We start from the raw sequence: 13,320 nt of genomic DNA, 5'->3' as shown, positions 1-13,320 counted from the left end.
GGCATATTTTTTGCTTAAATGGTGCATGATTTGAGTTGATGTCACTATTTTGGCGCGAAAAGATTCAAAGAGTGTGCGAAAACATCAAGATTGCTTGCTTTAAAAGAGTGCGCAAAAGTCGCAATAGTTTCTTGCATTTCGGTCATGTACAAAAGATAAATTCAGTCTATCTTTGACATGAGAGTGCAAGATCATTGCATTAAATTGATCTTAGTGTGAGAAAGTTAGACTAAGTCGCAAAGAAGTTAGATAGTCAGCGCCCGATTCAGGGCCAAGTAGAAAGAAGGGTACGCTATGCACATGCCATCGCCTAATACTGTAGCTCCCGCTCAAGGTTTATACCAACCGGATGAGTTTAAAGATAACTGTGGTTTCGGCCTTATTGCACATATGCAAGGGAATGAAAGTCATGATCTGGTCAAGACCGCTATTCATAGCTTGAGCTGTATGACCCACCGTGGTGGTATTGCCGCCGATGGTAAGACCGGAGATGGGTGTGGTTTATTGTTGGCGATGCCGAAACAGTTCTTCCGTGAAGAAGCGAAAAAACTGAGCGATATTACCCTCAGTGAAATTTTTGCAGTGGGTACGATTTTTCTTAACTTGGATCCAGCAATTGCTGCACATTCAAAACAAATTCTAAGTAAAGAAATTGAAGAAGAAGGTCTACGTGTTCTGGCTTGGCGTGTGGTGCCAACCAATAACGCGGCATTGGGTGAAATTGCGATGCAATCTTTGCCAGCCTTTGAACAAATTATTGTGAACTGCCCTATGGGGGTAACTGAGGTTGAATTTAACCGTAAGTTATTCTTGGCACGTCGTCGTGCAGAGCAGCAACTTAGCAATGATCCATCATTCTATGTAACAGCATTGTGTTCAACAGTCATCAGCTATAAAGGCTTAATGATGCCTGCTGCGATTGCAGACTTCTATACAGATCTTGCTGATGAGCGTTTAGCTTCACATATCGTGGTGTTCCACCAGCGTTTCTCGACCAACACTTTACCGCGTTGGCCTTTGGCACAACCATTCCGTTACCTTGCACACAATGGTGAGATCAACACCATTACGGCAAACCGTAACTGGGCAATGGCGCGTACTCCGAAGTTTGAAAATCCGTTATTACCAGGGTTAACTGAGCTTAAGCCGATCGTAAACCGTACAGGTTCAGACTCTTCAAGCTTGGATAACATGCTTGAAATTCTTGTCGGTGGTGGTATGGATCTGTTCCGTGCACTCCGTATGTTGGTTCCACCAGCTTGGCAGAACGTTGAAACTTTAGATGCGGACTTACGTGCATTCTATGAGTTTAACTCGAAGCACATGGAAGCATGGGATGGACCTGCAGGTCTCGTGATTCAGGATGGTCGTCATGCAATCTGTATGCTGGACCGTAATGGTTTACGCCCAGCGCGTTGGGTCATTACGAAAAATGGCTATATTACTTTAGCCTCTGAAATTGGTGTTTGGGATTATCAACCTGAAGATGTAATTTCAAAAGGTCGTGTCGGTCCTGGTCAAATTCTTGTGGTAGATACCTTTACAGGTAAATTGCTTGACACCAAAGATGTTAGCAACCACTTGAAAAAAATGCGTCCATATCGTGAATGGTTACGTGAAAACTCAATTCGTGTTCAGGGTAGCCCAGAACTTGAAGAATATTTATGTGATCAAGGCTTAAAAGGCGATGCCCTAAAAGCAGCACAGAAAATGTTCATGGTCACCTTTGAAGAACGTGATCAGTTGTTACGTCCGATTGCGGAAAGCGGTCAGGAGGCAGTCGGCTCAATGGGTGATGATACACCTATGGCGGTATTGTCACGTCAAGTACGTCATGTATCGGATTACTTCCGTCAACAGTTTGCGCAAGTAACGAATCCGCCAATTGATCCATTGCGTGAATCGATTGTGATGTCATTGGAAACATGCTTTGGTCGTGAGCAAAATGTATTTGAACAAGGTCCAGAACATGCAGATCGTTTAATTGTCTCAAGTCCTGTACTGTCAAACTCAAAAATGCATCAAATCCGTACTTTAGGTCGTACGGGTTATGAAATTGCAGATATCGATTTGAACTACGCTGATAATGAAGGTTTAGAAGCAGCAATCGCGCGTATCTGTGAAGAATCCGCACAAGCGATTCGTGATGGCAAAACTTTATTATTACTTTCCGACAAGAAAATTCGCGAGGGCTATTTACCTGCCAACGCAATGATGGCGACAGGTGCGGTACATCACCACTTGATTAATGTCGGTTTACGTACCGATGCCAATATCATTGTGGAAACTGGTTTTGCACGTGATCCACATCAATTTGCAGTGATTTTAGGTTTTGGTGCAACTGCGATTTACCCATACTTGGCTTATGATGTGATCAATGATTTGGTTGCCAAAGGTGAACTATTGGGTGACCCAATTCATGCACAAGCGAATTTCCGTAAAGGTATTGATAAAGGTTTACTGAAAGTCCTATCAAAAATGGGGATTTCAACGGTTGCTTCTTATCGTGGCGGTCAACTCTTTGAAGCAGTAGGTCTGTCTGAAGAAGTCGTGAGCAAGTGCTTTACAGGTGTACCAAGCCGTATTAAAGGTGCAACCTTTGTTGACCTTGAAAATGATCAGAAAAAATTGGCAGATACTGCGTGGAAATCACGTAAGCCAATCGACCAAGGTGGCTTGCTAAAATTTGTATTCGACAAGGAATACCATGCATTTAACCCTGACGTGATTAATGCTTTGCACAAAGCGGTACGTTCAGGTAACTATGCTGACTTTAAAGAATATGCTGAGTTGGTGAATCATCGTCCAATTGCAACCATTCGTGATTTATTCAAGTTAAAAACAGATAACTCGATTGCTTTAGAGCAAGTTGAGTCAGTTGAGGCAATTTTGCCGCGTTTTGACTCTGCGGGTATGTCTTTGGGTGCATTGTCTCCTGAAGCGCATGAAGCGATTGCGATTGCCATGAATACCATTGGTGGTCGTTCGAACTCTGGTGAAGGTGGTGAAGATCCTGCACGTTACGGCACGATTCGTAACTCAAAAATCAAACAGATTGCATCTGGTCGTTTTGGTGTAACACCAGCGTACTTAACGTCTGCTGAAGTGTTGCAGATTAAAGTGGCGCAAGGTGCAAAACCAGGTGAAGGTGGTCAGTTGCCAGGTGGTAAAGTGAATGGCTTAATTGCACGTTTACGTTACTCAGTGCCAGGTGTGACCCTGATTTCACCACCTCCACACCACGATATTTATTCGATTGAAGACTTGTCGCAATTGATCTTTGACTTGAAACAAGTCAATCCAAAAGCGATGGTTTCTGTGAAACTGGTGTCTGAGCCAGGTGTAGGTACAATTGCCGCAGGTGTTGCGAAAGCCTATGCCGATTTCATTACCATTTCGGGTTATGACGGTGGTACAGCCGCTTCGCCACTTTCATCAATTCACCATGCGGGTTCACCATGGGAATTAGGTTTAAGTGAGGCGCATCAAGCACTTCGTGTGAATGACTTGCGTGGCAAAGTACGTGTGCAGACTGATGGTGGTTTAAAAACAGGTCTTGACGTGGTTAAAGCCGCAATTTTAGGTGCAGAAAGCTTTGGTTTTGGTTCTACGCCAATGATCGCTTTAGGTTGTAAATTCCTCCGTATCTGCCACTTGAACAACTGTGCGACTGGTGTTGCAACGCAGCAAGATCATCTTCGTCAGGAACACTATATTGGTGAACCTGAAATGTTGATCAATTTCTTCCACTTTATTGCAGAAGAAACACGTGAATGGTTGGCTGCCTTAGGTGTGGCGAGCTTGAAAGACTTGATTGGCCGTACTGACTTGCTTGAAGTTTTACCAGGTGAAACTGAAAAACATGCTCACCTCGATTTAAGCGCATTGCTTGAATCACATCCTGCAGCTAACGGTAAGGCACAATATTGCCAAGTTCAAGGTAATGCACCTTTCGACAAAGGCTTATTGGCGGAGCAAATGGTGGCAGAAATGTTGCCAGCAATTGAAGCTGGTACTGGCGGTGAATATAGCTTCACGGTTGGTAACTGTGACCGTTCAATTGGTGCGCGTATCTCTGGTGAAATTGCACGTCGTTACGGCAATTTAGATATGGAAGCGCATCCTGTTGTGATGAACCTGAAAGGTACTGCTGGTCAGTCTTTAGGGGTGTGGAACGCAGGCGGTTTGCATATCAAGCTTGAAGGTGATGCGAACGACTATGTCGGTAAAGGCATGGCGGGTGGTCGTGTATCGATTTTCCCACCAAAAGGTTCACCGTTCCAAACGCAAGAAACTGCGATTATTGGTAACACTTGTTTATATGGTGCAACTGGCGGTAAGGTGTTTGCAGCGGGTACAGCAGGCGAGCGTTTTGCAGTGCGTAACTCAGGTGCCTTCGCGGTAATTGAAGGTGCGGGCGACCATTGCTGTGAATATATGACCGGTGGTGTGGTCACTGTATTGGGTAAAGTCGGTCACAACTTCGGTGCGGGTATGACCGGTGGTTTTGCCTACGTGCTTGACTTGGACAATGACTTTGTCGACTACTACAACCATGAGTTAATTGAGTTGAACCGTATCTCAACTGAATCAATGGAAGAACATAAAGAGTTCTTACTGCGTATTCTCGATGAGCATATTGCTGAAACGGGTAGTGCTTGGGCCTATAAGATCCGCAACGAGTTCGATTTTTACAGCCGTAAATTCTGGCTTGTAAAACCAAAAGCTGCTAATTTGCTTACGCTTTTGAAAACGACCAAAGCTGATCCTCAATAATTCCACTACTGCAGATATATAGGCAGGTGCAGCAAATAACCATGACTGCACCTACCCACGGAGAGAGACATGGCAGAGCGCCTAAATAATGACTTTCAATTTCTGGATGTTGCGCGCCAAGATCCAGAGAAAAAAGATATTACTGTCCGCAAAGCAGAGTTTGTGGAAATTTATAAACCGTTTACTGCGGAAGTGGCTGCGAATCAGACCCACCGTTGTTTAGGTTGTGGTAACCCGTATTGTGAATGGAAATGTCCAGTGCATAACTACATTCCAAACTGGTTAAAACTGATTGCTGAAGGTCGTATTTTCCAAGCAGCAGAACTTTGCCATCAAACCAATACTTTGCCAGAAGTGTGTGGACGCGTTTGTCCACAAGACCGTTTATGTGAAGGGGCATGTACCTTAAACGACGGCTTTGGTGCTGTGACCATTGGTAATGCAGAAAAGTATATTAATGATACGGCATTCGCACTGGGCTGGCGTCCAGACATGTCTCATGTGAAATGGACCAACAAAAAAGTTGCGATTATTGGTGCGGGGCCTGCGGGTTTAGGTTGTGCTGATATTTTGGTACGCAGTGGGGTTAAGCCAGTAGTATTTGATAAGCGTCCTGAAATTGGTGGCTTATTAACCTTTGGTATTCCAGAATTTAAAATGGAAAAAGACGTGATGAAACGTCGTCGTGAAATTTTCACGGGGATGGGGGTTGAATTCCGTTTAAATACTGAAATTGGCACTGATGTGACCATTGAACAATTGCTTGCAGACTATGATGCAGTGTTCATGGGCATGGGAACTTATACCTATATGAAAGGTGGCTTCCCAGGTGAAGATCTCGATGGCGTTTACGATGCTCTAGATTTCCTGATTGCCAATGTGAACCGTTGCCAAGGCTGGGAAAAAGATCCAAGCGAATACATCAATGTTGATGGTAAGAAGGTCATTGTACTCGGTGGTGGTGATACAGCAATGGACTGTAACCGTACTTCATTACGCCAAGGCGCACATGACGTAACCTGCGCGTATCGTCGTGACGAAAGCAACATGCCGGGTTCTGCACGTGAAGTAAAAAATGCCTATGAAGAAGGAGTGAAGTTCCTCTTTAATCGTCAGCCAATTGAGGTTGTTGGTGAAAATGGCAAAGTGACAGGTGTTAAATTCGTCACCACACAAATGGGTCAACCTGATAGTCGCGGTCGTCGTAGCCCTGAGCCAGTACCGGGTTCTGAAGAAATTTTACCAGCAGATGCAGTATTACTTGCCTTTGGTTTCCGTCCGAGTCCAGCAGACTGGTTCGCGGGTGCCAATATTGGTTTAGATGGCTCGGGTCGTGTGGTTGCAGTAGAGAAACAGGAATATAAGTTCCAAACTTCAAATCCAAAAATCTTTGCTGGTGGCGACATGGTACGTGGATCTGACTTGGTTGTAACCGCAATCTGGGAAGGCCGTCAAGCTGCAGAAGGTATTTTGGACTATCTTGACGTGTAAGATGGATTTACATCGTTAAACGGTTCTAAACCCTGATAAAAAACTCACTACGGTGGGTTTTTTTATCTTTATTTTTTTTGCCAATAGTCGGGTTGAATCTTTTGGCTAATCGACTAAGCATTTTTGCCATTTTGTGATGAACATGATATTTAGAGACTGAGCATCTGTACTTTGCTTATATTGAGAAGTCATCATGCTAAAATAGGCGACAGAAAAATCATACTTAAATCGTCCTAAAGCGCACGAAATTACTGTTCGTAAATTGCAGTTTAATCCCCAAGCCATTCGCCGTCATTATTTTGCCAACTCGCCAGTGATGCCACATTTCCTGACTGCATTGTCCTCTACCTTTCCAATTGGTGAACAATTTTTTGTACATAGCGTGCGTAATGTAAGGGATCAGGTAACTGATGCACAGTTGCAAGCGCAAATTACGGCTTTTATTGGACAGGAGGCGATGCATTCCAAAGCCCATACTGAATTTAATCAGGCATGGCGACGTGAAGACTATAATTTAGATCGTTTTTAAGATTGGTTGGCACGCAAAGACCATCATGTCAAAAACTGACATCCCAAAATCCAGTTAGCCATTACCTGTGCCTTTGAGCATTTTACCGCGCTATTGGGTGGTTATATTTTACGTCATCCTGAAGTGCTTAGTACTTTGGAGGAAGATGTGCAAAAATTATGGGTATGGCATGCCATAGAAGAAATTGAACATCGAGCTGTGGCGTTTGATGTTTATCAGCATGTCTATGGCGATGATGCAATCCGTCGCATGATAATGCGCAGTGTCACTACAGGTTTTGCCAGCTTAACGTTTTATTCCGCCAGTCGTTTGTTTTGGCAAGATCGTAAAAACAGTGTATTGAAAGTGAGAGGGAATCTTTTTGGCAGTTATTTATTGCTGAAAATGTTGATTCAGTTGGCACCTGAATATTTAAGCTATTACCAAAAGGAGTTTCATCCTGCGGCACATGACTACAGTCAAATTGTGAATTACTGGAAACAACGCTTGGCGGAGGATTATCAGATGCAAGAATTTGTGGAAGTGGTATCTGCATTATAATCAAAGACCAAAGTTGGGGATTTTCTCGACTTTTTTATGTCGATAGGTGATTAAATAAATCAAACACAACGAAAAACAATTTGGTCTACAATATTTGCATTCAATAAGAAATGACATGCCAAAAAAAAGATGAGGATTGAACGATGCTGTGGATTAAAAAGAGTACGCTAGTTGTGTTGCTGAGTGGTAGCTTGATGCTAACAGGCTGTGGCTATAATACCTTGCAAGTCAAAGATGAAGCTGTGACTGCCTCTTGGTCAGAAGTACAAAACCAGTATCAACGTCGTGCGGACTTGGTGCCGAATTTAGTCAATGTGGTAAAAGGTTATGCCAAACACGAAGAGCAAGTCCTGACAGAAGTCACTCAAGCCAGAGCCAATGTTGCGGGTTTAAAAGTGGATAAAGAAGTGCTAGAAGATCCTGCACTTTTTCAAAAGTATCAAGAAGCACAAGGTCAGTTGACGGGTGCATTATCGCGTTTAATAGCAGTTTCTGAAAATTACCCAGATTTAAAAGCCAATGAGCAATTCCGTGATTTACAAGTTCAGCTAGAAGGTACTGAAAATCGAATTGCGGTGGCGCGTAATCGCTATATCACTACGGTGCAAGATTATAATGCCTATGTCCGTCAATTCCCGCAGGTGATGACCGCAAAAGTCATTGGCATGCACACCAAGCCAAACTTTAGTGCGGAACAAAGCGCACAAACTGCACCCAAAGTCTCTTTTGATTAAACATTTAACTTAACTGGAATAAGTGAATGTATCGCTTAAAGTACCCCATCCAGCAGGCTGTACGGTTCCTGTTAAGTGCTTTGCTGTCTTTAATTTGCTGTTCAATCTGCTGGGCTGAAGCATCTTCCACGGTCAATCATGCAGAAGATGCTGTGGTGATTGGTCAGGTTATTCAGCAGGCAAGAAAAAGCGCTCAACCTTTAGATTCTGAACAACACGCAGCATCCTCAGTACAGGTTGCAAATGATTTGGCTGATGGGCAAATGCGCCAATTGCCAAGCCTAAATACGCCTGTCATTGATCAAGCCAATGTCTTGTCTGACTCAGATAAACAGGTTTTGAGCCAACACATTTTAAAATTGTATGAGCAAGGTAAAGCGCAAATTGGGGTGGTCATTGTGCCGACTACAGGGCAGGAAGCCATTTTTGATTATGCCATGCGAGTCGCTGAACAATGGCAGTTAGGAACAGCAAAGCGCGATAATGGCTTGCTCATGGTCATTGCGATTAATGACCGTAAAATTCAGATCTTAACGGGTTACGGTTTAGAAGGCGTGCTGCCTGATATCGTGGCTGGGCGCATTATTCGTAACGAGATCACGCCATATTTTAAACAAGCTGAATATGCTCAAGGCATTCAATCTGGACTCAGTGAGATTGAGCGCATATTGAGTTTAGATCCTGAAATTGCCCAGCAAGCAGCGCAAGAATTACAACAGCAACAAGCTCAGGCATTACATGAACAACACGCACGATCACAATTTTGGACCTATGCCTTAATTATTATTGTGGTTGGGGCCTTTGCATCGATGATGATGGGTAAACGTCTTAGTGCTGCGACTGCGGGTGTGGCGGGTGTAGTTGCAGGCTTGGTCAGTGGCGTAGGTGTATTGACCAGTCTATTGGTGGGCGCAGGTATTTTCTTGCTGCTCGTAACCTCATTGGCGCAATTGATCTTGCAAATACTGGCTTCAGGTTCTGGACGAGGTTCAGGCGGAGGAGGTTTTGGTGGAGGTGGCGGCGGCTATCGAGGTGGTGGCGGTGGTTTTGGTGGAGGAGGTGCTTCAGGCTCATGGTAACAAAAACAGATTCAACTCAAATAGTCACAACAATGAAGTTACAAGAACACGTTCAACCTAGTTTTCAGCGTTGGTTGAAGCATTGTTTCTATTTTTCAAATACGCGACGCTATTTTAAATCTGTCGATTTGCAGAAAATCTCAGTTGCTGTACAGCATGCAGAACAAGGGCATGTCGGTGAGATTCAAGTGGTAATCGAAGGGCATTTGCCATGTTTGCAAGCCTATCGGCAAAACACACGAAAACGCGCAGAGCAGTTATTTGCAGAACTGGGTGTTTGGGATACTGAACACAACAGTGGAATATTGTTGTACTTAAACTTATGCGAGCGAAAGGTGGAGTTAGTCTTTGATCGAGGATTACAGCAAGCGACTGAGCAAGAAGTATGGAATTCAATTTGTCAGAACTTGGTGCAACAATTTGGTCAACATCAGTATCATGAGGCAGTCATACACGCGATTTCTAGCATCGGCAAATTACTACAAAAATTTTATGCTGAAAAGGAAATTGAGCAAGTGAATGAATTATCCAATGAGCCAATTGTTCTAGATTAAGAGTGAGAACTAGAACACAGACAAAATAGGTGATTAGTTTAAAACTAACAATTATTGTCACTTATGTATCAATTATGTCTAATCTGAAAAAGTAATGAGTGAAATTTATTTGAAAAAAACAGGGCTAAGGTGCTGTTTTTTTGTTGGATTTAATTATAATAAATCTTGGCACATTCCGTGCTCATTATAAACAAAGCATACAAAAGCGCTTCTTGCTTTACAAAGCTTAAAAAAAACTAAACAAAACATTTGTGGAGAATGTTATGAACGCTCAAAAGGGTTTCACTCTTATTGAATTAATGATCGTTGTGGCCATTATTGGTATTTTAGCGGCAATTGCGATTCCTGCTTACAATGACTATATCGCTCGTTCACAAGCATCAGAAGGTGTATCATTGACTGATGGTCTAAAAGTTACCATTGCAGACAATCTGCAAAGTAATAATTGTGCTGATACAGTTAACACAGCAAATAACACGGTCACAGGTAAGTACTCTCAAGTCGTAATTACAACTGGCGCACCAAGTGCAACGACAGGTTGTACAGTGACTGCAACTTATGGTTCTGGTTCTGCAGGAACTTCAGTTGCTGGTAATCTTAATACTAAAACATTGATCATGAATGTACTTTCTAACGGTACAATTAAACAAAATGGCGGTACAATCGATGCGAAATATGTACCTAAAGCACTTTCTCTTAACTAACACACACGGTTAATTGAATCAAAAAAGCGATCTTCGGGTCGCTTTTTTATTGATCAGTGGACTATGAAAAACATGCATGAATAAATTTGTACAGATAAGCCTTGTAATGGATCCTGAATGTTAAATAATCGTGTTTTGCCTATTATTATCTTGTTCTTTATTACACTATTAGTAGTTTTAGTATATTACACGGGTTTAAAAGGTGGGTTTTTATTCGATGATTTTCCTAATTTAGGAGAAATGAGTAAATATGGCGATATGCATGATTGGGAGAATGCATATAAATTTGTTAGTAATGGCAATGCGGGGCCAACAGGTCGTCCAATTTCATTACTTACGTTTGTGCCCCAAGCGGATGCTTGGTTTGCCGGAAATGCTTTTCCTTTCAAAGTTGTTAATTTAGTTATCCATTTATTGTGTGGTCTACTGTTGTATTGGGTGACGAGTCTAATTTTACGTGCTTATGGTGAAGTAAAAGAACAAAAAATCGCATGGATTGCCTTATTAAGTGCAAGTTTTTGGATGTTACATCCCTTAATGATGTCTACCACATTGTATGTCATACAGCGTATGGCTCAATTACCTTTATTATTTAGTTTGTTGGCTATCGTGGGTTATTTTAAGGGGCGCACATTACTTAGTAGTAAGCAGTATCTTGGCTATACACTGATGACATTTTCGATAGGATTGGGTACTTTGCTTGCGACCTATAGTAAAGAAAATGGTGCACTACTGCCTTTACTAATTTTAGTAATAGAATTTTGTAACCCGAATAAAAATAATCTACCAAAATGGCAATGGCGAACAGTCTGTTTATGGTTACCATCTTTAGCTATTACATTCATGTTGCTGCATTATATTGATTTTTCAGACGATCCTTGGTCAAATCGCAATTTTAATCAAAAAGAACGTTTACTAACGGAAGGTCGTATTGTTGTTGACTACTTAGCACAATTGTATATTCCAAGAATTGAAGGTTATGGGTTTTTTCAGGATGGATTTTTAGTTTCAAAATATTGGTTCTCTCCAATCAGTACATTATATTCAATTCTATTTCTATCAAGTTTGTTTATTTCGAGTCTATTATTAAGAAAAAAATACCCATTTTTTGCATTGGCAATTTTATTTTTCTTTGCCGCACATCTTATGGAATCGACTGTGATTGGTTTGGAGTTGTACTTTGAGCATCGTAATTATATTGCGGCTATTTTCTTATTCTTACCTTTAGCAGTAGGGTTGTACACGTTATCTGAACATATAAAACCAAGCATAGTTATATTCATTAGCTTATTGATTCTCATATTTCTGGCAACTATGACATGGCAACGCACTATTCTTTGGTCGGACAGTCAAAAACTGATGTTGTATTGGGCTCAAAATAGCCCTAACTCTCCACGTGCACAAATCGTTATTGCAACTGTGCTTACCCAAAATGGACATTTTAAAGAAGCAAATCAGGTTGTAGAACAAGCTTTGGAAAAACGACCAGAAAGTGGGTTGCTCGCATTGCAATTGTTGTTGCAAAAAATAGAAGAAGGGGCTGTTAAAAAACAAGATTTTATTCGTACTCAACAGCTGATACGCATCCATCGGGCTGATATTCAAGCAGCTATTGCAATTCGTGATTTAACAGGACATGCATTGAATAAACCACAAATAATTCAGCAATATGGTGATGATTTAATTAATATTTTGTCTGTAATGCTTGAGAATCCATCTTATGTAAATATAAAAGATTTTCAAGGTTATGCTATTTTTCTGCAAGGACAAATTTTACTTCAGCAGCATAAACCAGACGTAGCTTATCAGTATTTTAGTCAATCATTCGTGTTATTGGCAGATATAGATGATGGATTGCAGATGGTTATTAAGTTGGGGAATGCGGGTTATTTACAGCAAGCATTAAAAATGTTAAGTCAGGTGGAAATGTTATATCGTAAACAGCCGAAAGAAACATTAAAACGTTCACAGCAATATTATGAAAAAATCATTCTACAGACAAGGCACGATATGCAAAATGATTTGCAAGCGGAACAGATAAATTAAGAGTCAATAGAAAATGAAATTAAGTATCGTTCTTCCTGCAAAAAATGAAGCTGCAGCAATAGGATTAACTATTGGGGATATTGTAAAGATTGTTCCTGATGCTGAAATTATTGTAGTCAATGATGGCTCTACCGACCAAACAAAACAAGTTGCAGAACAGGCAGGAGTAAAAGTGATCTCACATCCATATTCGAAAGGGAATGGTGCTGCGATTAAAACAGGTGCTCGTCATGCTCAAGGTGAAATCATTATATTTATGGATGCTGATGGTCAGCATGACCCTGCCGATATTTCTCAATTTATAAAAAAATTAGAACAAGGTTATGATTTAGTTGTTGGTGCTCGTCAAAAAGGGTCGCAAGCCAGTCTTGGCCGTGGTTTTGCCAATGCTTTTTATAATAAGCTTGCAACTTATATGACAGAACATCAGGTCGAGGATTTAACCTCGGGTTTTCGGGCCGTGAGAGCTGAAAAGTTTCGTGAGTTTTTATATCTATTACCTAATGGTTTTTCTTATCCAACAACGAGCACCATGGCATTTTTTAGAGCTGGGTATTCGGTTACTTATATTCCAATTCATGCTGCAAAGCGTATAGGCAAAAGCCATATTCGCTTATTGCGAGATGGTACTCGTTTTGTACTCATTATTTTTAAGATAGCAACATTGTACTCACCTCTAAAAATGTTTCTACCTATTGCTATTTTATTATTTATGATAGCAACTGGTTGGTATGGTTATACATTGTATGAGTATAATCGTTTTACCAATATGAGTGCTTTATTATATACGGGAAGTATTATGATTTTTCTGATGGGGCTTATTTCAGAACAAATTACTAGCCTTATGTATAAAGATAGCGAATAATT

Annotated in this window: 8 protein-coding genes and 1 pseudogene; all 9 read left to right on the top strand. The window is 41.4% G+C overall.

Annotated features, from left to right (window positions below):
- Positions 1 to 300 precede the first annotated feature (300 nt).
- The 9 genes and pseudogenes from gltB (at position 301) to E0H94_RS05470 (ending at position 13,318) form a co-directional block, all read left to right on the top strand.
- Entirely contained in the window at positions 301 to 4,776 is a 4,476-nt protein-coding gene (gene gltB / locus E0H94_RS05510) for a glutamate synthase large subunit (RefSeq protein WP_171462047.1), read from the top strand.
- Positions 4,777 to 4,845: 69 nt separating this feature from the next.
- Positions 4,846 to 6,267 carry an FAD-dependent oxidoreductase gene (locus tag E0H94_RS05505; RefSeq protein ID WP_131325484.1) on the top strand — a complete coding sequence of 474 codons (1,422 nt, stop codon included), beginning with the start codon at positions 4,846 to 4,848 and terminating at the stop codon, positions 6,265 to 6,267.
- A 247-nt stretch (positions 6,268 to 6,514) separates the two neighbouring features.
- A pseudogene (locus E0H94_RS05500) lies at positions 6,515 to 7,336 on the top strand (metal-dependent hydrolase).
- A 143-nt stretch (positions 7,337 to 7,479) separates the two neighbouring features.
- Positions 7,480 to 8,070, top strand: coding sequence for a LemA family protein (locus E0H94_RS05495; protein ID WP_044739688.1), 591 nt, complete (start codon positions 7,480 to 7,482; stop codon positions 8,068 to 8,070).
- A gap of 26 nt (positions 8,071 to 8,096) precedes the next feature.
- Positions 8,097 to 9,149: a TPM domain-containing protein gene (locus E0H94_RS05490; RefSeq protein ID WP_131325483.1), complete on the top strand. Its 1,053-nt coding sequence runs from the start codon at positions 8,097 to 8,099 to the stop codon at positions 9,147 to 9,149.
- Complete coding sequence (locus tag E0H94_RS05485) at positions 9,143 to 9,703, top strand: TPM domain-containing protein (RefSeq protein ID WP_131325482.1); 561 nt, start codon at positions 9,143 to 9,145, stop codon at positions 9,701 to 9,703. Before E0H94_RS05490 ends, E0H94_RS05485 begins: the two co-directional genes overlap by 7 nt.
- Before the next feature lie 263 nt (positions 9,704 to 9,966).
- The gene (locus E0H94_RS05480; protein WP_131325481.1) at positions 9,967 to 10,407 is read left to right on the top strand and encodes a pilin; all 441 of its coding nucleotides are present in this window, start codon (positions 9,967 to 9,969) and stop codon (positions 10,405 to 10,407) included.
- Positions 10,408 to 10,524: 117 nt separating this feature from the next.
- Positions 10,525 to 12,453, top strand: coding sequence for a hypothetical protein (locus E0H94_RS05475; RefSeq protein ID WP_131325480.1), 1,929 nt, complete (start codon positions 10,525 to 10,527; stop codon positions 12,451 to 12,453).
- A 13-nt stretch (positions 12,454 to 12,466) separates the two neighbouring features.
- Entirely contained in the window at positions 12,467 to 13,318 is an 852-nt protein-coding gene (locus E0H94_RS05470; protein WP_131325479.1) for a glycosyltransferase family 2 protein, read from the top strand.
- Positions 13,319 to 13,320 lie beyond the last annotated feature (2 nt).

The organism is Acinetobacter sp. ANC 4173, from assembly GCF_004331255.1.
Classification (GTDB): Bacteria; Pseudomonadota; Gammaproteobacteria; order Pseudomonadales; family Moraxellaceae; genus Acinetobacter.
This window is presented reverse-complemented; position numbering and strand designations above follow the sequence as displayed.

Coding starts and splice junctions, on each gene's coding strand:
- E0H94_RS05480 (WP_131325481.1), top strand. CDS start 9,967: ATGAACGCTCAAAAGGGTTTCACTCTTATTGAATTAATGATCGTTGTG.
- E0H94_RS05475 (WP_131325480.1), top strand. CDS start 10,525: ATGTTAAATAATCGTGTTTTGCCTATTATTATCTTGTTCTTTATTACA.
- E0H94_RS05490 (WP_131325483.1), top strand. CDS start 8,097: ATGTATCGCTTAAAGTACCCCATCCAGCAGGCTGTACGGTTCCTGTTA.
- E0H94_RS05470 (WP_131325479.1), top strand. CDS start 12,467: ATGAAATTAAGTATCGTTCTTCCTGCAAAAAATGAAGCTGCAGCAATA.
- E0H94_RS05485 (WP_131325482.1), top strand. CDS start 9,143: ATGGTAACAAAAACAGATTCAACTCAAATAGTCACAACAATGAAGTTA.
- E0H94_RS05495 (WP_044739688.1), top strand. CDS start 7,480: ATGCTGTGGATTAAAAAGAGTACGCTAGTTGTGTTGCTGAGTGGTAGC.
- E0H94_RS05505 (WP_131325484.1), top strand. CDS start 4,846: ATGGCAGAGCGCCTAAATAATGACTTTCAATTTCTGGATGTTGCGCGC.
- gltB (WP_171462047.1), top strand. CDS start 301: ATGCCATCGCCTAATACTGTAGCTCCCGCTCAAGGTTTATACCAACCG.